Below are 20,464 nucleotides of genomic sequence, written 5' to 3' on the forward strand. Positions count from 1 at the left end.
GGTCAGGGGCGGGGGGTGGGATCAGGGGCGGCGCGTAGGTGGGTGAGCAGGGCGTCGAGGTGGGGGACGGCGGCGAGGACGGCGGCGCGGGCCGACGGGTCGAGGGCGGTCAGGGCGTCGGCGAGCAGCGCGGTGCGATGGGCCTCGTGGTCTGCCATCCTGGCCCGGGCGGCGTCGGTGAGGCGGAGGCGGACCACCCGGCGGTCCACCGGGTCCCGTACCCGGTCGAGGAGTCCCGCGTCGGCCAGGTCGCGGACCAGGGTGCTGACCGTGTTCGGCGCGGTGCCCAGGCGCCGGGCGGCCTCCTTGCCGCTGATCCCGGGCTCGGCGCGGACCAGCAGCAGCAGTTCGACCTGCGCCTCCGGCAGGGCGACTCGGTTGGCGCGGCCGGCGGCGCTGCGGCGCAGCAGCCGGTGCAGCTCCCCGACCAGGGCGCCGAGCCGGACGGTTGCCTCTTCGCCGCGCATCGGGTCACCTACTTCACAGCGCAATAGTTCTGGGTACAGAGCTAAGGTTACCCGGAGATCATCGAGCCTGGGGGAACCTGCCGTGGCGGACACCGCGCAGTCGATCACGCGCGCGCCGGGGACCACCGGCGCGCCGACCGGCCGGGGCGGGCTGACGCTGCTCGTCCTGCTCGGCACGCTCACCGCCATCGGCCCGCTCTCGCTGGACATGTACCTGCCGGCGTTCCCGGCGATGACCCGCGACCTCGGCGCCGACCAGGCCGGGATCCAGCTGTCGCTCACCACCTGCCTGATCGGCCTCGCCTTCGGTCAACTGGTCACCGGTCCGCTCAGCGACCGCTGGGGCCGCCGCCGGCCGGTGCTGGTCGGCGTCACTGCGTACGCGCTGCTGGCGCTGGTCTGCGCGATCGCCCCGAACGCCCCGGCGCTGGCCGCGGCGCGGTTCGCCCAGGGCTTCGCCGGCGGCATGGGGGTGGTGGTGGCCCGCGCGGTGGTCCGTGACCTGTACGCCGGCCGGGCCGCCGCGAAGTACTTCTCCCGGCTCACCCTGGTCTTCGGGGTGGCGCCGGTGGCCGCGCCGAGCGTCGGCAGCCTGGTGCTGCGGTTCGGCTCCTGGCGGGCGGTCTTCGTCACGCTGGCCGTGATCGGGCTGCTGCTCGCCGCCGCGGTCGCCTGGCGGCTGCCCGAGACGCTGCCGGCCGAGCGCCGCAGCACCGGCGGTCTGGCCGGCACCGCGCGGACCATGCGGTCGCTCTTCGCCGACCGGGTCTACCTCGGGTACGCGTTGACCCAGGGCTTCGCGTTCGCCGGGCTCTTCGCGTACATCTCCGGGTCGTCCTTCGTCTTCCAGGACGTCTTCGGCGTCTCCGGTGGCACGTTCAGCCTGATCTTCGGCCTCAACGCGCTCGCCCTGGTGGCCACCGGCCAGGTCAACGCCCGGCTGCTCGACCGGTTCAGCCCGCGTCGACTGCTGGTCGCCACGCTGCTGGTCAGCGCGGTGGCCGCCGTCGGCGTGCTCACCGGAGCGCTGGCCGACAGCCTCGCCGTCGTGGCGGTGACCCTCTTCGCCTTCGTCGGCTCGCTGGGCATGGTGATGCCGAACAGCACCGCGCTGGCGCTGGACAAGCACGCGGGGCACGCCGGCACCGCCGCCGCCCTGATGGGTGGCATCCAGTCGGTGGTCGGAGCGCTCGCCGCACCCCTGGTCGGCCTCGGCGGCGAAGGCAGCGCCATCCCCATGGCCACGGTCCTGGCCGGAGCCGCCGCCCTCTCCCTCACGGCCGTCCTCACCCTGGCCCGCCCCACCCCGGCCCTGCTCTGACCGCGATCACAAGGTGGTGGTGCTTGACCGGTACCGATCCGCACCCTGCCAGCACTTCATGATCGACGGGACGGGTGGCGGTCAGAAGGGGAAGCGACGGGAGACCTCGGCACGGGTGGGCATGGCGACGGCGCCGCCGGGGGACTCGCAGACCAGGGCGGCCACCCGCAGGGCGAAGGCGACCCGCTGCTGCCAGTCGGCCGGGTCCACGGGCTCACCGTCGACGAGCAGCTCGGCGATGAGGGCGCCCATCACCGAGTCGCCGGCGCCGGTGGCGTCCACCGCCCGGACCTTCGGCGCCGGGATCCGTACCACCTCGGGGCCGGCAGCGACGAGCGCTCCGGCCGCCCCGAGGGTGACCACGACGGTGCCCGCGCCCAGTTCGCGCAGGTACGCGGCGACCCCCTCGACCGGCTCCCGGGGATAGAGCAGCTCGGCGTCGGCGGTGCTGAGCTTGACCAGGTGCGCGCTCGCGGCGAACTCGGCCACCACCTCACGCAGCCGCGCGAGGGCCCCCGGCCTGCCCAGCAGTCGGGGCCGGACGTTCGGGTCGAACACCCGCAGCGCGCCGGCGATCGACCAGGCCCGGCGCGCGGCGGCGCGCACCGGCGGGTCGAGCAGCACGACCGATCCGCAGTAGAGCACGTCGGCGCCCTCGACCAGCGCCACGTCCAGGTCGTCGGCGGTGAGCAGCGCGTACGACCGCGGCTCGCCATAGAAGCGGAAGTCCGGCTCGGGGCCGGCGAAGGTGGCCACCGCCAGCGCGGTCGGCGCCGGTACGGTCACCGCGCCGGCCAGCCCGACCCCGGCGGCGCGCAGGAAGGCACGGATCCGGTCGGCGAGCGCGTCGTCGCCGAGCGACCCGACGAACTGGACGTCCCCGCCGAGCCGGGCCACCGCCACGGCCACGTTGAGCGGTCCGCCGCCGATCGCCTGCCGGTAGACGGGTTGCCCGTCGTGCTCGGCGTCGAGCAGGTCGACCAGCGCCTCGCCCAGCACCACCGCGTACCCCATGTCCCCTCCACCGTCCGATCTTGTCGCACCAGGCTGGCACAGCGCCCGGCATGATGAGCCCCGAAGCCACCGTATTGGCCAACTGGGCCGCGGGCGAAGCCCGGGACTGGGACAGGTTCGGCACGGGCCCAGCGGTCAGTCGATCACCCAACTGTGGAACGGCACGGCGAGCACCACCGGCGCCGCGGTCACCTGCTCCGGCCGCTGACCCTCCACTGAAACGATCAAGAGGTTTGCGTCCCCGGAGCGGGCCCCGGCGGACGCAAACCTCTTGATCAACGGTGGGTGGCCCGGAGGGGCCGGACCGTCAGCGGACCATGCTGCCGACGACCGGCTTGGTGAGCAGGGCCGACTGGTTGCGCTGGATGCCCGGGTCGAGGGTCTTCGCGACGAAGATGGCGTGCCAGATGCAGAAGATCAGCACGGTCCACACCTTGCGGGAGTGGTCCGCCTCCTCCCGCTTGTGCTCCTCCAGCAGCCGCATCGCGTACGACAGGTCGAGCAGGTCACCGGCGCCCGAGGTGGACAGGACGTGCCGGGCCCACTCGTACATCTCGCCGCGCAGCCAGACCCGGGTCGGGGTCGGGAAGCCCAGCTTCTTCCGGTTGACGATGGCCGGCGGCACCACGCCCCGGAGCGCCTGGCGCATGGCGTACTTGGTGGCGTCCGAGCGGGGCGGCAGCTTCAGGTCCACCGGGATGCCGGCCGCGACGTTGAAGACCTCGCGGTCGAGGAACGGCACCCGCACCTCCAGCGAGTGCGCCATCGAGATCCGGTCGGCCTTGACCAGGATGTCGCCGCGCAGCCAGGTGTAGAGGTCGACGTACTGCATCTTGGTGACGTCGTCCAGCTCGGTGCACTCGGCGTAGATCGGCGCGGTGACGTCGGTGTACCGGACCGAGGGGTCGTAGCGGCGCAGCAGGTGCTGCTTCTCCTCCTCGGTGAACATCCGGGCGTTGCCGTAGTAGCGCTGCTCGATCGGGGTGGTGCCACGCTGCAGGAAGCTCTTGCCCTTGACTCCCTGCGGGATGGCCTTGGAGACCGCCCGCAGCCCCTTCTGCACGCCGTCGGGCAGGCCGTTGACGCCGCTCAGCGAGAGCGGCTCGCGGTAGATCGTGTACCCGCCGAAGAACTCGTCCGCGCCCTCGCCGGAGAGGACCACCGTGACGTGCTCGGCGGCCTTCTTGGCCACGAAGTAGAGCGGGACGAGGGCCGGGTCGGCCACCGGGTCGTCCAGGTGCCAGATGATCTTCGGCAGCGCGTCGATCATGTCCTGCGGCCCGATCTTGGTCGGGATGGTGGTCACGTCGAGGTGCCGGGCCGACTCCTGGGCGACGTCGATCTCCGAGTAGCCCGGGACGTCGTAGCCCACGGTGAAGGTGAGGATGTTCGGATTGAACTCGCGGGCCAGCGCGACCACCGCGGTGGAGTCGATGCCGCTGGAGAGGAACGAGCCGACCGGCACGTCCGAACGCATGTGCATCCGGACGCTCTCCCGCAGCGTCTCCCGGATCTCATGGTAGAGCTTCTGCTCGTCGGAGACCGGCGCCGGCCGGAACACCGGCCGGTACCACCGGCGCACCTCGATCCGGCCGCCCGGCGTCCAGGTGAGGTACTCCCCCGACCCGATCCGGTTGATCCCCTTGTGCAGGGTGCCCGGCTCGGGGACGTACTGCAGGGTCAGGTAGTGGCTCAGGTTGGCCGCGTCGATCCCGGCGTCGCCGGCGTACGCCGACTGCGAGAACGGCAGCAGCGCCTTCTTCTCCGAGGCGAGGTAGAGGCCGTCGGCGGTTTCCAGGTAGTGCAGCGGCTTGATGCCGAAGTAGTCCCGGGCGCCGAACGCCCGCCGCTCCTGCCGGTCCCAGATGACGAAGGCGAACATGCCCCGCAGCTTCGTGAGCACCTGCTCGCCCCAGTAGTGATACCCGGCGACGATCACCTCGCCGTCGCCGTTGGTGGCGAACTGGGCGCCGAAGTCCCGAATCAGCTCGTCCCGCAGCTCGATGTAGTTGTAGATCTCGCCGTTGAAGGTGAGCAGGTAGCGGCCGCCCGCGTAGGGCAGCGGCTCGTGGCTGAGCGCCACGTCGATGATCGCCAGCCGCTTGTGCGCGAACACTCCGTCCGCGTACCGGCCGGAGGCGTCGCCGACCACCTCGACCCCGGTCTCGTCCGGGCCGCGGTGGTGCAGGCACTCCAGTGCTCCGGCGATGTTGTCGCGGTGGGCGGCGGCGTCGCCGCGCGCGCTGAAGAAGGCCAGGAGTCCGCACATGGTGGTCATCTTTCCACGCGGCCGGAGCGGACGTCGCGGCACCGCAGGCTCTTCCCGTCGCGGTTCGCGCGGTACCGTCTGGACCAGCGACGAGGCGCAAGGAGGCGGATCATGGCCGAGGAGCGGGCGCAGCAGGGCAAGCCGGCGGCGGACGGTACGGAATCGCACGACCCGGACTTCCCCGAGGCGTTCCTGGCGTTCATGCGGCAGGGCTGGCGGGACAGCGAGCTGCCGGTGGGTCCACGGCCGGAGGTGCCCAACTACGCCAAGCGGCGGGCCGCGCTCTCCGCGGCCTTCGCCGGCGAAACCCTGGTCATCCCCACCGGCGGGGAGAAGGTACGCGCCAACGACACCGATCACCCGTTCCGGCCCGGCAGCGACTTCGCGTACCTGACCGGCGACCACGACCCGGACAGCGTGCTCGTGCTGCGGCCGAACGGCTCCGGGCACGACGCCACGCTGTACATGCGGCCCCGGTCGTCGCGGAAGACCGACGAGTTCTTCCGCAGCCGGCACGGCGAGCTCTGGGTGGGCCGGCGGCACACGCTCGGCGAGAAGTCGACCGAGCTGGGGCTGCCGACCGCCGACCTGACCGAGCTGGACGCGGCGCTGGCCGGCTGTGCGCCGGGGCGTACCCGGGTGTTGCGCGGTTTCGACGCCCGGGTGGACGCGGCCGTGCGCCCGTTCGACGGCGCTCGCGCGGAGGGCCAGCCGGCCCGCGACCGCGAGCTGGCCATCGCCATCTCCGAGCTGAAGCTGGTCAAGGACGAGTGGGAGATCGCCCAGCTCCAGGAGGCGTGCGACGCCACCGTGCGGGGCTTCGAGGACGTCGCCCGGGCGCTGCCGGCCGACCGCCGCGTCTCCGAGCGTCTGCTGGAGGGGATCTTCGCGCTGCGCGCCCGGCACGACGGCAACGACGTCGGCTACGGCTCGATCGTCGGCGCCGGCGAGCACGCCACGATCCTGCACTGGGTGCACAACCACGGCGCCACCCGCCCCGGTGAGCTGCTGCTGATGGACATGGGCGTGGAGAATCGCAACCTCTACACGGCCGACGTGACCCGGGTGCTGCCGGTCGACGGTCGGTTCACCCCGCTGCAGCGCCAGGTGTACGACGCGGTCTACGCCGCCCAGCAGGCCGGGATCGACATCATCAAGCCGGGCGTGGCGTTCCGGGACGTGCACCTGACCGCGATGCGGGTGCTCGCCGAGGCGCTGAAGGATCTCGGGCTGCTGCCGGTGAGCGTGGACGAGGCGATGGACCCGGCCTCGACGGTCTACCGCCGGTGGACCCTGCACGGCACCAGCCACATGCTCGGCATCGACGTGCACGACTGCGCCAACGCCCGCAAGGAGAAGTACCGCGACGGCGCGCTCGGCGAGGGCTACGTGCTGACCGTCGAGCCGGGCCTCTACTTCCAGCCCGAGGACGAGCTGGTCCCGGAGGAGCTGCGCGGCATCGGCGTCCGGATCGAGGACGACATCCTGGTCACGGCGACCGGCGCGGTGAACCTGTCGGCCGGCCTGCCGCGCCGCTCCGACGAGGTGGAGACCTGGCTGGCCGAGCAGCGCGAGGCGGGTCCGCGCCTGCCGGGCTGACCCGGGAGTACGACCAGCGGCGGGCTCCGCCGCCGGTGTCTGCGACGTATCTCGTCGTTACGACACCGGTGGCGGGGCCCGTCGCCGTTTGCGCTGGGTCAGAGCCTTTCGTGCCGGCGCGCCCCGGTCACGCCGGCCGCCCCGATGTGAGCGGAATGCGGGGTTTTCTCGGATAAGTCCGCGTCGCGAGGATCCTTCTCATACGGTGTGCATCAGAGGCTGCAACCTATTTGTAGCTGGTCGCCCTGCCTCAGGTAGGTCGACCCCTTTGAGCACGAAAGGGCGGAAGGCTCTGATGTCCAACGACGTAACGACTTCCGACGGCGGGGCCCCGATGACCCCGTCGACGAGCAAACGGCGGGCGCTCTGGGTCGCCACCGGCGTGGCCGGGCTGACAGGTGTCGTCGGTCTGGCGGCGCTGGGTGGCCTCGCCGCTCGTGACAACAAGTCCGACGACGCGCAACGCGTCGCGGAGAACCACGCGGCCGCGCCGCAGAACGCCAGCGACGTCGGCAAGGGCGGCGAAGGTAAGGACGCCAACGACGAGCAGAACCGGGCGGACGAGAACGGTCGGGACGGCAAGGACCGTGACAAGCAGGGCAGGGACGACCGGGACAAGGACCGGGACCGGGACGAGGACCGGGACCACGGGCGGGTGCGTGAGGTCCCCTGTGACGAGGAGAAGCTGATCGAGGCCGTCGACCTGGCCAACCGGGACCACGGCGGCACGTTGAAGCTGGCCAAGGACTGCACCTACGAGCTGGACTTCTCCGACAAGAAGACCGGCACGGGCCTGCCGACGATCAAGCAGGACATCACGATCAAGGGCAACGACGCGACGATCAAGCGGGACTCCGAGGACGCCTTCCGGATCTTCCGCGTCGCCGACGGCGGCGAACTGACCCTGAAGGACCTCACCGTCAAGGGCGGCAACGCCGCCGAGTTCAAGTACGGGTCGGCGCCGGGGTCAGGCTCGCAGGGACCGGGGTCAGGCCCGCAGGGCGGCCAGGGTGCCTGGGGTGCTCCCAGTGCTCCCGGTGTGCAGGGTGCTCCCGGTGTGCAGGGTGCTCCCGGTGCTCCCGGTGCGCAGGGCGCTCCCGGTGCGCAGGGCGCGCCGGGTGCCCAGGACGCGCAGGGCTCCCAGGGCTCGTGGTCGATGCCGCGCAAGGACGACGGCAAGGAAGGCGAGGCGGACGGCGGGGCGCTGCTGGTCGAGCGTGGCGGCAGCGCGCACCTGGAGAAGGTGAAGCTGACCGGCAACAACGCCGAAGGCAACGGCGGCGCCATCGCCAACTTCGGCCGGGTCGAAGTCGAGGACAGCAAGGTCGAGAACAACCACGCCCAGGAGAACGGCGGCGGCATCTTCAACGTCGGCGTACTCAAGGTCGAGGAATCCCACATCAGCAACAACACCGCCGGCGAGAACGGCGGCGGCATCGCCAACGGCCGCGGCAAGGACAAGGACAAGGACAAGGAACACGGCAAGGACAAGGACGGCTGGCCGCGCTGGGAGGGCCGCGACGAGGCCGGCACCGTGGAGATCGTCAAGACCTCCATCGAGAACAACCGGGCCGGCGAAAACGGCGGCGGCGTGTTCAGCTCCGGCGGGTTCGTCAAGATCGCCTTCTCGACCATCAAGGAGAACACCGCCTGCGAGAGCGGCGGCGGCATCTACGCCCGCGACACCGACCTCCACCTCGAGAAGGTCACCGTCGCCAAGAACCACGCCGACAAGGACGGCGGCGGCATCGTCAACACCGGCGGCGAGGAAGAGAAGAAGAAGGACGGCTCGTCCCACGACGGTGACAAGAAGGAGCAGGACGCCAACGCCACCATCTCCGACAGCGAGATCCTCGACAACACCGCCGGACGCTTCGGCGGCGGCATCTTCAACGGCGACACCGACGTCGAGCTCAAGGAGGGCTACATGCAGGAGCCCGACGGCAAGGACAGCAAGGACGACAACGCCAGGCTGACCCTGCGGGACACCGAGATCAAGGGCAACACCGCCTTCAACGGCGGCGGCATCTTCAACAACGAGGGCACGGTCACCCTGACCAAGACCCGCGTCACCAAGAACACCGCCACCGACTCGTCCAAGAACCACCGAGTCGCCGGCGGCATCCTCAACAACGAGGGCAAGGTCAAGCTCGACGACAAGTCGACCGTGACCAACAACGACCCGACCAACTGCGCCGGCACCGTCAAGGACTGCTTCAACTGAACCACCACATAACGCGGGAGTCCCTTTCCGCCGCCCGTGCGGCGGAAAGGGACTCCTCGCCCCCGCGTCGCCCGCCGGCCGGTACGTCGGGCCCATCCCGGATGCGGGGCGGTCCGGAGCGACCGCCGCTTTCCGCCCCTCGCGCCGCCCTTAGCCACCCGTGACACCGCTGCTGCACCGCCGTCCGCCGTGCTGCCGGCTGCACCGCCCACATCCCTAATGTGGGCTTTTTTCGTATACGCCCACGAGGCGAAGAAGGTTCTCATATGGTGTTCTTCAGCAGCTACAACCGATTTGTAGCGAAGGCCGCCTCGCCGTGGCGAAGCGACCTTGTCGGGTACAAGGAGAGGGCAGAGAGCTCCGATGTCCAACTACCTTCGCAATAACGATGACGCCAGCCGTGAGACGACCTCCCCGATCCGTCGTCGCCGGCTCTGGCTCGCCACCGGCGTCGTAGGCCTGACGGGAGCGGTCAGCCTCGCGGGTGTGGCCTACGCGACGACCGGGGCCACCGGCCCCCACCGGCTCACCGACCTGAAGTGGTCGACCGCCCAGCAGCTCAGTGACGACAACCAGGGCGGAGAGCAGGGCAAGGAGAAGGCCAACGACGAGCAGAACCGGGCGGACGAGAACGGCCGCGACGGCAAGGACCGGGACAAGGACCGGGACCGGGACGAGGACCGGGACCACGGGCGGGTGCGTGAGGTCCCCTGTGACGAGGAGAAGCTGATCGAGGCCGTCGACCTGGCCAACCGGGACCACGGCGGCACGTTGAAGCTGGCCAAGGACTGCACCTACGAGCTGGACTTCTCCGACAAGAAGACCGGCACGGGCCTGCCGACGATCAAGCAGGACATCACGATCAAGGGCAACGACGCGACGATCAAGCGGGACTCCGAGGACGCCTTCCGGATCTTCCGCGTCGCCGACGGCGGCGAACTGACCCTGAAGGACCTCACCGTCAAGGGCGGCAACGCCGCCGAGTTCAAGTACGGGTCGGCGCCGGGGTCAGGCTCGCAGGGACCGGGGTCAGGCCCGCAGGGCGGCCAGGGTGCCTGGGGTGCTCCCAGTGCTCCCGGTGTGCAGGGTGCTCCCGGTGTGCAGGGTGCTCCCGGTGCTCCCGGTGCGCAGGGCGCTCCCGGTGCGCAGGGCGCGCCGGGTGCCCAGGACGCGCAGGGCTCCCAGGGCTCGTGGTCGATGCCGCGCAAGGACGACGGCAAGGAAGGCGAGGCGGACGGCGGGGCGCTGCTGGTCGAGCGTGGCGGCAGCGCGCACCTGGAGAAGGTGAAGCTGACCGGCAACAACGCCGAAGGCAACGGCGGCGCCATCGCCAACTTCGGCCGGGTCGAAGTCGAGGACAGCAAGGTCGAGAACAACCACGCCCAGGAGAACGGCGGCGGCATCTTCAACGTCGGCGTACTCAAGGTCGAGGAATCCCACATCAGCAACAACACCGCCGGCGAGAACGGCGGCGGCATCGCCAACGGCCGCGGCAAGGACAAGGACAAGGACAAGGAACACGGCAAGGACAAGGACGGCTGGCCGCGCTGGGAGGGCCGCGACGAGGCCGGCACCGTGGAGATCGTCAAGACCTCCATCGAGAACAACCGGGCCGGCGAAAACGGCGGCGGCGTGTTCAGCTCCGGCGGGTTCGTCAAGATCGCCTTCTCGACCATCAAGGAGAACACCGCCTGCGAGAGCGGCGGCGGCATCTACGCCCGCGACACCGACCTCCACCTCGAGAAGGTCACCGTCGCCAAGAACCACGCCGACAAGGACGGCGGCGGCATCGTCAACACCGGCGGCGAGGAAGAGAAGAAGAAGGACGGCTCGTCCCACGACGGTGACAAGAAGGAGCAGGACGCCAACGCCACCATCTCCGACAGCGAGATCCTCGACAACACCGCCGGACGCTTCGGCGGCGGCATCTTCAACGGCGACACCGACGTCGAGCTCAAGGAGGGCTACATGCAGGAGCCCGACGGCAAGGACAGCAAGGACGACAACGCCAGGCTGACCCTGCGGGACACCGAGATCAAGGGCAACACCGCCTTCAACGGCGGCGGCATCTTCAACAACGAGGGCACGGTCACCCTGACCAAGACCCGCGTCACCAAGAACACCGCCACCGACTCGTCCAAGAACCACCGAGTCGCCGGCGGCATCCTCAACAACGAGGGCAAGGTCAAGCTCGACGACAAGTCGACCGTGACCAACAACGACCCGACCAACTGCGCCGGCACCGTCAAGGACTGCTTCAACTGACCGACGGTCAGCGAACGGATCCGCGCAGCCGTCCGGCCCCCTGCCACCTCGGTGGCAGGGGGCCGGATCGTCGTCAGGTCAGCTCTGGACGAAGACCGCCACGCTGCGCGCCGGCACGGTGAACGTGCCGCTCGCCTTGTCGAACGAGGCCGTCCGGAGCACCGGGTCGGCCGAGTTCTTCAATACGGGGTGCAGAGCGACGTTCGCCCCGCGCAGGCCGGTCACCGTCTGCTCCGCCGCCGCCGGGGTGGCGTTGAAGACCACGGTCACCGACTTCCACTTCCCGTCCAGCCCACGGCCGTCCAGGGTCATGGTGAGCACGCCCGGGGTCTCCTTCTCGCCCGAGAGCGGGAAGGCGACGCGCTCCTGCACCTGGTCGGCCGTGGCCAGCCCGAAGACCGGCGAAGACCCGCGGACCTTCAGCAGCTCCGCGTACCGGGCGTCGGCCAGGTTGATCGCCTCGCAGTCCGGCACCAGCTTCGGGTCGGCCAGCAGCGGCTTCGCGTACGACCACTTGCTCTCGTTGTCCTGAGCCGGCGGTAGACCGGCGCCGAACCCGTTGCCCTGGGCGCAGTCCCAGCGGATCTGGTTGAACCAGTCACCGGAGTTGAACGAGTTGCGGTCCAGCGACTTGGAGCGCAGCCGCTCCGAGCCGGCCGTCACGAAGCCCGCCCCCTGCCCGAAGGCGGTGGTCGCCAGGGCGAGCACCTGCATCCGGGCCCGGTCCTGCGCCGCGGTGCCCTGCGGCAACTTGTACGCGAACGCGTCGTACAGGATCTCGTTGTCGTGCGCGTCGACGTAGGTGACCGCCTCGCCCGGCGCGGCGGTGTAGCCGGCCGGCGCGCCGTTGTAGTCCACCTGCGCGCCGGTGACCGTCCTCCCGGACGAGTCGGTGAACCGGTAGCCGCGCAGGTTGCCGGCGAGCCCGACCTTGATCAGGTCCTGCGAGTGCAGCAGCCGGGCCTTCTGCTCGGCCGCCGAGCCGTTGACGTCGTCACCGTTCGGGTCGGTGTACAGGCCGGAGGCGAAGCCCTGGATCCGCGGGTTGCCGTCGAACGGCCCACCGCCGCGCACCGCGTCCCGGAGCCGGTCGTTGAAGGTGCCGATCCCGGTGCCGGCCATGTTGGCCTGGGTGGCCTGCACGAACCGGGCGTCGTTGGCGACCTCGCCGAAGTTCCAGCCCTCGCCGTAGAGCAGAATCTTCTTCCCGTCCACGCCGTCGCGGGCGAGGGTCAGCCGGTCCAGCGCGGCGCGCACCGCCAGGATGTTCGCCTTCGGGTGGTGGCCCATCAGGTCGAACCGGAATCCGTCCACCTTGTACTCCTTGGCCCACGTGACCAGGGAGTCCACCACCAGCTTGCCCATCATGGCGTGCTCGGGGGCGGTGTTGGCGCAGCAGGTCGAGTTGGCCACGCTGCCGTCCTCAAGCAGCCGGTGGTAGTAGCCCGGCACCACCTGGTCGAGTACCGACTTCGGGTCGGTGCCGGCCGCCGAGGTGTGGTTGTAGACCACGTCCATCACCACGCGTAGGCCGGCCTGGTTCACTCCGGCGACCATCTGCCGGAACTCGGTGGTCCGCTTCGCCCCGGCCGGGTCGACGGCGTAGCCGCCCTCCGGCACGGTGTAGTGCAGCGGGTCGTACCCCCAGTTGAACCCGTCCTTGTCGGCCACCGCGGTGACGCACTTCTGCTGCTCGTCCGAGTCCGGCGGCAGCTTCGCCAGGTCGCAGGCCGGCTGCTGCTGGTCGGCCCGCTTCTCGGGGATGGTGGCGAAGTCGAACGCCGGCAGCAGGTGCAGGTAGTTCACCCCCGCGTCGCCGAGGCCCTTGAGGTGCTTCATGCCGGCCGTGTTCGGGTCGGTGAAGGCGAGGTAGGTGCCCCGCCGCTCGGCCGGCACGCTCGCGTCGGCGATGGAGAAGTCGCGGACCGACAGCTCCTGGATCTGCGCCTTCGACGACGGCACCGCCGCCGGCTTGCGCAGCTTCGCCCAGCCGGCCGGGGCCAGCGCCGGGTCGGTCAGGTCGACGATCTGGCTGTGCGTGGAGTCCGGCGCGAGGGCCACCGAGTACGGGTCGGTCACCGAGGCGGTGACCACCTTCTGCGCCGCCGGCTGCCAGGCCTCGACCTGGTAGCGGTAGTACCTGCCGGCCCAGTCCCGGGTGCCGCGGACCGACCAGACGCCGGTGCGGTCGTTGCGGCTCATCGACAGGGTCTTCGGCTCGGCCGTCGGCGAGTCGAAGAGCTGCAACGCCACCTTCCGGGCGGTGGGCGCCCAGACCGCCAGGGTGGGCACCTTGCCGGCGAACGTCGGGCCGAGCTTCGCCGTAATGGCGGCCCGGTAGACGTCGTCGAGCACGCCCGGGATCTGCACGCCGGTCGCGCCGAGCAGCTTGCCCTCGGCGTCCCGCTCGGTCACCACGAGCTGGCCGCGCAGCGCCGCCGGCACCTTGGCCAGGTCGGCCCGGTCCAGGGCGAAAGCGCGGTAGGACCAGAGCTGCGGGTACGCCGCGCGCTGGGCCTCGGTGAGGCCGTTGCGCTGCGCCCGCAACGGCAGCGTGGTGTACGTCCCGGCGAGCTCACCGTCGGCGATGCTCAGCCCGCCGGTCGGGGCGGCCACCAGGGCGTACCGCTTGCCGTCGGTCGGCCCGGTCTGCCAGGCCACCGTGGACCGGTCGATCCACTGCGCCTTCTGCTTGGTGATGTCGACGTCCTTGGCGACGCCGGAGGAGGTCGACGGCAGCAGCCGGCCCTTGACGCCGGCGAGCAGCCAGACCTCGTGCCCGGCGGTGGCGAAGTCCAGCCGCTGGTCGTCGGGCTGATCCTTGGCGTCGCCGTTGTGGATGATGTAGTTCAGCCCGGTGGCCCCGGCGGCCAGCGGCACCCGGAAGACCGCGCCGAAGGAGTCGACCTTCTCCGGCTTGAGCGGGCTGGACCAGTCGGTCGGGTTGGCGGCGCCGTCCCAGAGGTGCAGGCCCCAGCCGTCGTAGTTGTTGTCGGCCTTGCGCCAGTGGATGACCGCGGTGCTCTGGTCGACGGCCGGGTCCGGCTCGCCGGTGGCGGCCTGCCGGGTCGGGTAGAGCGCGGCGTCGCCCTGCTTGACCCAGACCTCACCGGTCTGCGTCACGTCGATGGTGCGGTCGTTCGCGACGTCCTTGTTTCCGTTCTTGTCGACCACCAGGAAGCCGACGGACCTGGCGCCCGGCTTCAGCTTGACCCAGGCGAACCGCCCGAAGGAGTCCTCACCGGCGAACGGCTGCCCGTTGGGCCACTCGGTGGCGTACGCCGGGTCGATGTCGCCCCAGGTGTAGAGGCCCCAGTCGTCGTACCCGCCGGCCGGGCGCTGGTAGTGCACCACCGCCCAGTCCCGGGAGGCGCTCTGCGCCGGGGTGCCGACGACGCCGGTGGCGCGGGCGCTGGCGACCCGGCCCTTGCCGTCGCGGACCACGGCCTTGTACTCGACCTTCGTCCCGCCGGCCAGCCCGGTCAGGTCGTGGTAGACGGTGTACGGGGCCTTGTGGGCGCTGCCCAGCAGCGTCCACTTGCCGCCGGGAACCCGGGCGGCGAACGTGACGGTGGCCAGTGGGTCGCCGGTGACCTGGGCGGTGACGGCGGTCTTGGTGGCGGCCGGGGCGGCGCCCGGCTCGGTGACGGTGATGCCCGGCGCGGCGCCGGCCTGCGGGATGGCGCGGTCGGCCTTGAGCACCACGGCCGACATCGCCGGCACGGTCACGCTCAGCTTGCCGTCGGCGCCGGCCGTCGAACTGGCCGAGCCGCCGTAGATGCCGGCGAAGGTGGCGCCGGCCGACCAGGTGTCCACGGAGACAGTCTGGGCGGTGGCCGCGTTGTTCACCGCCACCACGTACTCGGTGCGGTCCTTCGGCAGGATCCGGGAGAAGGCGAAGACGCCGGGCCCGTCGGTCGCGTACCGGGTGACCTGGACGCCGTCCCGCAGCGCGGGGTTGGCCTGCCGCAGCTTGCCCAGCTCGGCGATGGTGCGGTACAGCGGGTGGGTCTTGTCGTACTGGTCGCTGGCGTGGGTGCGGGTGGTACCGATCAGGTCGTCGTCGAGGTAGTCCGCCGTCTTGCTGGCGAACATGTCCTGCCGGGCGTCCTTGTCCCCGCCCGGGCCGGTGAAGCCCTGCTCGTCGCCGGAGTAGACGACCGGCTGGCCGCGGGTGAGGAACATCAGCTGGTGGGCGAGCTGGTCGCGGCGCAGCTGGCTGGCGTCGTCGCCGCCGGTCGCGGCGATGAACGAGCCGATCCGGCCCATGTCGTGGTTGCCGAGGAAGGTGGTCAGCCGGTTGGCGTCGGTGTCCCGGGCGGCGTAGAGGTCGTCCCGGGCGTACATGTCGGCGAGCGCCTTGGCGGAGCCGTCAGCGGCGGTGTAGCCGCGGGCGGCCTCCTGGAAGGAGAAGTCGAGGGTGGCGGGCAGGCCGCCCTGCCGGACGTAGGTCGACTCGATCTCCTGGTCGGCGCTGTAGACCTCGCCGAACATGAAGAAGTCCTTCTTGCCGGCCTTCTCGGCGGCCCGCTTGATGCCCTGGCTGAACTGCGGCCAGAAGTCGAGGTTGGCGTGCTTGACGGTGTCCAGGCGGAAGCCGTCGACGCCGGTGCTGCCGATCCAGTCGCCGTAGACCTTGGTCAGCCCGCGCACCACCTCGGGGCGCTCGGTCCACAGGTCGTCCAGGCCGAAGAAGTCGCCGTACTCGCTGTTCTCGCCGGCAAAGGTCGAGTCGCCCCGGTTGTGGTACATGGTCGGGTCGTTCAGCCAGGCCGGAACCTTGACCTTCGCATCGGCGGCGTTGGCGAACGTCGGCGTGTACGGGAACGACTTCAGGTCGACCTTCGGGAAGTCCCGGGTGCCGTCGGCGTAGTTGCGGTCCTCGAAGGCCCGACCCTGGGCGTCCTTGTACGGCGCCGTCTTCTTGTCGACGTACGCGTACTTGTTCTCGGCGTACTTGATGACGTCGGCGGTGTGGTTGACGATGACGTCGAGGTAGACCTTGATGCCGCGCTGGTGCGCGAGCGAGACCAGCTTCTTCAGCTCCTCGTTGGTGCCGAAGTGCGGGTCGACCTGGGTGAAGTCGGTGATCCAGTAACCGTGGTAGCCGGCGGAGACGTCCGCGCCGGTGCCCTGCACGGGCCGGTTCTTGAAGATCGGGGCGAGCCAGATGGCCGTGGTGCCCAGACCCTGGATGTAGTCGAGCTTGTTGATGACGCCCTTGAGGTCGCCGCCGTGGTAGAAGCCCTTGTCCTTCGGGTCGAGCCCGGTGCTCAGCCGGTCACCGGTGAGACCGCCGGTGTCGTTGCGCTTGTCGCCGTTGGCGAAGCGGTCCGGCAGGACGAAGTAGAACTGGTCGGCCTTGACGGTGTTGTCGCTGGCCTTGAGCAGGGCCTCGGCGGACGGCTCCTGCTGCCACTGCGCCGCGCCGGCGGCCGCGAGGAGGTCCGTGCCGGAGGACCGGTCGGTGGCGTCGGCGCCCAACTGGTGAACGGCGACCGGCACGCCGATGAGGGCGAGGGTGAGGGTGGAGACCAAGGCGAGCAACGCCTTGTGAGATATCGGCGGGGGTTTCATCGACGGCCTTTCCTCTGGTCGCTGATTCGCCCGCACGCTAGCTCTTGCCGAAACATTCTGCAATACCTTGCAAACCAGGTCGCAACAAAGCAGTCGCCTTGCGAAACACGACGTCCTGTCGGCGCAGCGCCACCGTCGCTTGTGGTGACCGCCGGGCGGCCGGTCCGCCGACCGGAGCCGGCTCAGAGACCCGCGCGGCCCACGCCGTCGACGGCGCACCTGGCCGGCCGCGTCGTACCGGTGTCCTCGAAGTGGAACTGCAGCGGCACCGCGCCGGCCGTGGCGCGGGAGGCGGTGGTGGGCGGGAGGTCCGGTAGCGGCATCGTCGCGGCGGGCGGGCCCGGCTCGGCGTTCTGGTACGGCCGCCGCCCGCGCGCCGATGCCAGCGCGACGATCAATGCCGGAAGGTGCCCGGTCCCGGGCCGGGCCGCGCTCAGTCGATCGCGCAGGCCGCGTCGTTGACGGTGCACTGACCCGGCCGGTCACCGCTGCCCGTACGGCTGAACTCCATCTGCACGGTGGCGCTCTGCCCGGCGCCGAGCGGCCCGGTGCCGCGCAGAACGAACCACCCGTTGCCCTGGGTCACCGACAGCCCGGAGCCGGAGGACGCCTGGATGCTCTTCACGTTGCCGGTGAAGAGCAGCTCCACCCGCCAGTCCTGGGCCCGGGCGGACCCGTTGCTGACCGTCAACCGGGCCTCGAATTGGTCCCGCCCACTCGCCGTGGCCTGATAGTGCGCGGTCAGCGTGCCGGACCGTGGGGCCGCCGTCGTGGCGGACGCCGACGCGGACGGCCGGGCCGAACTGGCCCGGGGCGACGGAGTGCCGCTGGCGGAGACGGTCGGCGAGGCGGTGGCGTCGACGGCGACCAGCGGCGCGGCGGACGTCGTCGTCGCCCCCACGGTGGGCAGGTAGAGCGGCGGGGCCGGCGGCGGCATCGCGGACTGCCGCTCGGGCCCGCGCAGGGAGAACAGGGCCACGAACAGCAGGACGGTCAGCAGGCCGACGCCCAGCAGCACCAGGATCCAGGGCACCGACGTCAGCACCCTCGCCACGGGCGATGACCCCGCCCGCTCGTCGCGTTGGATGCTCATCAGATCCCCCCTCGTCGGAGCCGACGCGCCAGCGTAGCCAGCATGATCCGGCGGGCGCAGCGCGCCCACCCCGATCCGACCGTCCGGTTGGCTGGGCGCGGAAAACGGCTGGCCGACAGGCACCGGTTCGGGTCTACTCCCGACCATGCCCGTGTTGATCCCACCCACCGAACGGGTGCGCGGCGTGCTGGAGGACGAGCGGTCGGCAAGCTCCGGTTCTGGGTGCCGACGGCCCGTTCCTGACCGGGACCGGTCACCCGCCGGTCAGGCGGTACGGATGACGGTGCAGATGGCCGGGCCGTCGTCGGTGACCCGTAGCAGGTAGCGGTAGCGCTCGCCCGGCACCGCCCGGCCCTGGCTGTCCAGGAACTCCCACCGCACCGCCACCTCGGTCAGCAGCGCGGAGACCTGCAGCACGTCCTCGATCTGCGCGTTCGCCGCGACGAGTTCGCGCTCCTGGTAGTCCGGAGCCGCGCCGACGAAGGAGAGCGCCACCGCGGCCGGCGAGCTGAACGAGAAGCTGTACGTGTCGGCCACCACCAGCCCGGGCAGGGCGTAGCAGCCGGCGATGGCGGGCACGTCGCCGGCGGTCAACGCCACGCCGTACCGGTCGAAGAAGTCGGTGAGCGTGTCGAGATCCGTCGAGGCCTTCACGCCGACCTCAATTGCCGGGTACGCCGCCCGCCAAACCTGGTCAGCGCGGCGGGATGCGAACCTCGATCTCGGCGCCGAGCTGGGCGCCGCCGGTGAGGTCGAGGTCGTCGCCGCTCCAGAACCGCCCCGGGTCGTACCAGTTCGGACGGCGGCCGGCGGGCAGCAGCCCCATCGCCTCGTACGTCACCGCCACCACCTCGGCGCAGTACGCCGTCTCCAGTGCCCGGTCGCGCACCGGCACGCCCCCGCCGTCCGGGGCGAAGGGCGTCCGGCGTCGCACGCTGGGCACCCGTCCCCGCGCCCAGCGCCAGGCGAGCTGCGCGGTGGACGGGAACGGGGTGCCGTCAAGCCGGGCGACGGTCCGCAGCGCCGCCTCCTCCATCGCGGCGTCGGCCGGCGGTTCGAGCTGGCGCAGCCAGCCGCGCTGCCCGTACCGGTTCCCCCACACGCAGACCGCGTCCCGCAGGTCGTGCAGCTGCACGCCGCGCTGGTGGGTCCCGGTCCACATGTCGGGCAGCGACCGGCCCAGCTCGGCGTGCCACATCAGCGGCGGCATGTCGTCGAGCACCACCGCCATCCCGACGTGGTTCACCGGGCTGTTGGTGGTGAACTGGATCGCGCGGTCGGGGACGCTGCGGCCCCGGAACACCCACACGTCGCCGGTCCGGGTCAGCTCCACGGCCTCGTCCAGGCTGATGCTCATGAACGACTACCCTATGCGGATGCGGCAACGGATGCGGTGGTGGAAGGTGCTCGGACTGGCCGGCCTCGCCGGCGTCGCGGCGTCCGGGGTGGTCATCGCCCGGGCGGAGCGGCGGCGGCGGGCGTACACCCCGGAGGAGGTCCGGGACCGGCTGCGCGAGCGGCACGCGAAGGCCGCGGGGGCCGCGACGCCGGCCGACGACCGGCCCTGACCCGGCGCCGCGCCGCTCACCCGCCGTCCCGGGCCGTCCGGCGCGCCGCCAGGTCGAGCGCCTCCGCGGTACGACCAACCAGCGCGCCGCCGTCGTCCAGCAGCAGGATCGGGCGCTGGATCAGCTCCGGGTGGGCGACCATCGCCGCGATCCAGCGGGGCTCCTCGGCGTCGTCGCGCGGCCAGTCGGCAATGCCCTGGGCGACCGCGGCCGGCTCACCGGTCCGGCAGATGTCCCATGCGCGGGCGCCGAGCCGGCGCAGCACCTCGGTCAGCTCGGCGGCGCTCGGCGGCTGTTCCAGGTACGCCCGCAGCCGGTACGGCACCCGCGCCTCGTCGAGGGTCTCCCGCGCGGCGGCGCATTTCGAGCAGGCCGGGTTGTGCCAGATCTCCATGACCGACATGGTGGCATACCCCGGATCCGGTCCACACCGCGGCGAAGCGTGGCCTCAGCGCGCCGGGAGGCCGCACTTTCCCGCAAGGTGTGCGGATCTCGGCCCGTCGAGACCCGACGGACGCGGGGGGTCGGTGGGCGTTTGTGGGCAGCATGGACGGGGCGTCGGGTTCCGGTGGAACGACCTGCGCCGCCTGTCCGGTTTGGGGTGGGGCGTCCGGTGGTCGGGGCCACCCCGGCGGTGGAATGGGGGCCGGGGTCGGGGCGTTGTACATGGCATGCCACCGCGGGTCTCGCTGGTGGTGGGGCCCGGCGCCCTGGCCGTGGGAACATCCGGCCGGCCGGGACGGTTACATCCCCCTGGAACCCCGAGCCCCTGAGGGCCGGAACCCGGGGACCCGGTGAGCCTGGTGGAATGCGTCGCCGGCCCGGATGGTTACACCCCCTCGGACACCCGAGCAGGCCACCGCCGCCGGGCATCCCCTTGAACTTCTTCCCCCCCTTTTTTGTGCGCGGCGCGTCCGCACCCCCCCGCGGACGTCGCCCATCCCCCAACGCAGAGGAGCACGCCAACATGCGTACCGATCTGATCCGTAAGACCGCCCTGACCGCTGCCGGCCTCGCCGCCACCGCCGGTGGCATCGCCGGCCCCGCGATCGCCGCCCACGCCGCCG

General features: G+C 71.3%; 14 protein-coding genes. 5 read left to right on the plus strand and 9 right to left on the minus strand.

The annotated features are described in order from the left end of the window. Positions 1-2 precede the first annotated feature (2 nt). On the minus strand, positions 3-467 hold the full coding sequence (locus SLP03_RS29420) for a MarR family winged helix-turn-helix transcriptional regulator (protein WP_319463907.1): 465 nt from the start codon (positions 465-467) through the stop codon (positions 3-5). Between the two features lie 103 nt (positions 468-570). On the opposite strand from SLP03_RS29420, the gene SLP03_RS29425 reads away from it, so the two are divergent. Next, positions 571-1,788, plus strand: a complete 1,218-nt coding sequence (locus tag SLP03_RS29425) for a multidrug effflux MFS transporter (protein WP_319463920.1) — start codon at positions 571-573, stop codon at positions 1,786-1,788. Between the two features lie 81 nt (positions 1,789-1,869). Here the strand turns inward: SLP03_RS29425 and SLP03_RS29430 are convergent, their stop codons facing one another. Together SLP03_RS29430 and asnB are read right to left on the minus strand one after the other, a co-directional pair. Further along, positions 1,870-2,802, minus strand: coding sequence for a carbohydrate kinase (locus SLP03_RS29430; RefSeq protein WP_319463908.1), 933 nt, complete (start codon positions 2,800-2,802; stop codon positions 1,870-1,872). 307 nt (positions 2,803-3,109) lie between these two features. After that, a complete protein-coding gene (asnB, locus tag SLP03_RS29435; RefSeq protein WP_319463909.1) occupies positions 3,110-5,071 on the minus strand; it encodes an asparagine synthase (glutamine-hydrolyzing) in 1,962 nt (653 codons plus the stop codon). A gap of 111 nt (positions 5,072-5,182) precedes the next feature. Between asnB and SLP03_RS29440 the strand changes: the two genes are divergently transcribed. The 3 genes from SLP03_RS29440 to SLP03_RS29450 all read left to right on the plus strand — a co-directional run bounded on the left by SLP03_RS29440 (position 5,183) and on the right by SLP03_RS29450 (position 11,159). After that, positions 5,183-6,670 (plus strand): aminopeptidase P family protein, encoded by a 1,488-nt coding sequence (locus SLP03_RS29440; protein ID WP_319463910.1) that lies wholly within the window; start codon positions 5,183-5,185, stop codon positions 6,668-6,670. 295 nt (positions 6,671-6,965) lie between these two features. Further along, positions 6,966-8,894 carry a collagen-like protein gene (locus tag SLP03_RS29445; protein ID WP_319463911.1) on the plus strand — a complete coding sequence of 643 codons (1,929 nt, stop codon included), beginning with the start codon at positions 6,966-6,968 and terminating at the stop codon, positions 8,892-8,894. A 486-nt stretch (positions 8,895-9,380) separates the two neighbouring features. Then, positions 9,381-11,159, plus strand: a complete 1,779-nt coding sequence (locus SLP03_RS29450) for a collagen-like protein (protein ID WP_319463912.1) — start codon at positions 9,381-9,383, stop codon at positions 11,157-11,159. Positions 11,160-11,237: 78 nt separating this feature from the next. On the opposite strand, the gene pulA is transcribed toward SLP03_RS29450, so the two are convergent. From pulA to SLP03_RS29475, 5 genes are all read right to left on the minus strand, one after another. After that, entirely contained in the window at positions 11,238-16,736 is a 5,499-nt protein-coding gene (pulA, locus tag SLP03_RS29455; RefSeq protein WP_319463913.1) for a pullulanase-type alpha-1,6-glucosidase, read from the minus strand. 182 nt (positions 16,737-16,918) lie between these two features. Further along, positions 16,919-17,134, minus strand: coding sequence for a hypothetical protein (locus SLP03_RS29460; protein WP_319463914.1), 216 nt, complete (start codon positions 17,132-17,134; stop codon positions 16,919-16,921). A 35-nt stretch (positions 17,135-17,169) separates the two neighbouring features. Then, positions 17,170-17,829, minus strand: a complete 660-nt coding sequence (locus tag SLP03_RS29465) for a hypothetical protein (RefSeq protein WP_319463915.1) — start codon at positions 17,827-17,829, stop codon at positions 17,170-17,172. Between the two features lie 264 nt (positions 17,830-18,093). After that, positions 18,094-18,483, minus strand: coding sequence for a hypothetical protein (locus SLP03_RS29470; protein WP_319463916.1), 390 nt, complete (start codon positions 18,481-18,483; stop codon positions 18,094-18,096). A 40-nt stretch (positions 18,484-18,523) separates the two neighbouring features. Continuing rightward, positions 18,524-19,186 (minus strand): hypothetical protein, encoded by a 663-nt coding sequence (locus SLP03_RS29475; RefSeq protein ID WP_319463917.1) that lies wholly within the window; start codon positions 19,184-19,186, stop codon positions 18,524-18,526. Between SLP03_RS29475 and SLP03_RS29480 the strand changes: the two genes are divergently transcribed. After that, entirely contained in the window at positions 19,185-19,397 is a 213-nt protein-coding gene (locus SLP03_RS29480; RefSeq protein WP_319463918.1) for a hypothetical protein, read from the plus strand. The two genes, SLP03_RS29475 and SLP03_RS29480, sit on opposite strands and share 2 nt — an antisense overlap. A 16-nt stretch (positions 19,398-19,413) precedes the next feature. Here the strand turns inward: SLP03_RS29480 and SLP03_RS29485 are convergent, their stop codons facing one another. Next, positions 19,414-19,791: an ArsC/Spx/MgsR family protein gene (locus tag SLP03_RS29485; RefSeq protein ID WP_319463919.1), complete on the minus strand. Its 378-nt coding sequence runs from the start codon at positions 19,789-19,791 to the stop codon at positions 19,414-19,416. Between the last annotated feature and the right edge of the window lie 673 nt (positions 19,792-20,464).

This window comes from Micromonospora sp. RTP1Z1, assembly GCF_033804685.1.
GTDB lineage: Bacteria > Actinomycetota > Actinomycetes > Mycobacteriales > Micromonosporaceae > Micromonospora.

Coding starts and splice junctions, on each gene's coding strand:
- SLP03_RS29420 (WP_319463907.1), bottom strand. CDS start 467: ATGCGCGGCGAAGAGGCAACCGTCCGGCTCGGCGCCCTGGTCGGGGAG.
- SLP03_RS29430 (WP_319463908.1), bottom strand. CDS start 2,802: ATGGGGTACGCGGTGGTGCTGGGCGAGGCGCTGGTCGACCTGCTCGAC.
- asnB (WP_319463909.1), bottom strand. CDS start 5,071: ATGTGCGGACTCCTGGCCTTCTTCAGCGCGCGCGGCGACGCCGCCGCC.
- SLP03_RS29440 (WP_319463910.1), top strand. CDS start 5,183: ATGGCCGAGGAGCGGGCGCAGCAGGGCAAGCCGGCGGCGGACGGTACG.
- SLP03_RS29445 (WP_319463911.1), top strand. CDS start 6,966: ATGTCCAACGACGTAACGACTTCCGACGGCGGGGCCCCGATGACCCCG.
- pulA (WP_319463913.1), bottom strand. CDS start 16,736: ATGAAACCCCCGCCGATATCTCACAAGGCGTTGCTCGCCTTGGTCTCC.
- SLP03_RS29465 (WP_319463915.1), bottom strand. CDS start 17,829: ATGAGCATCCAACGCGACGAGCGGGCGGGGTCATCGCCCGTGGCGAGG.
- SLP03_RS29480 (WP_319463918.1), top strand. CDS start 19,185: ATGAACGACTACCCTATGCGGATGCGGCAACGGATGCGGTGGTGGAAG.
- SLP03_RS29475 (WP_319463917.1), bottom strand. CDS start 19,186: ATGAGCATCAGCCTGGACGAGGCCGTGGAGCTGACCCGGACCGGCGAC.
- SLP03_RS29485 (WP_319463919.1), bottom strand. CDS start 19,791: ATGGAGATCTGGCACAACCCGGCCTGCTCGAAATGCGCCGCCGCGCGG.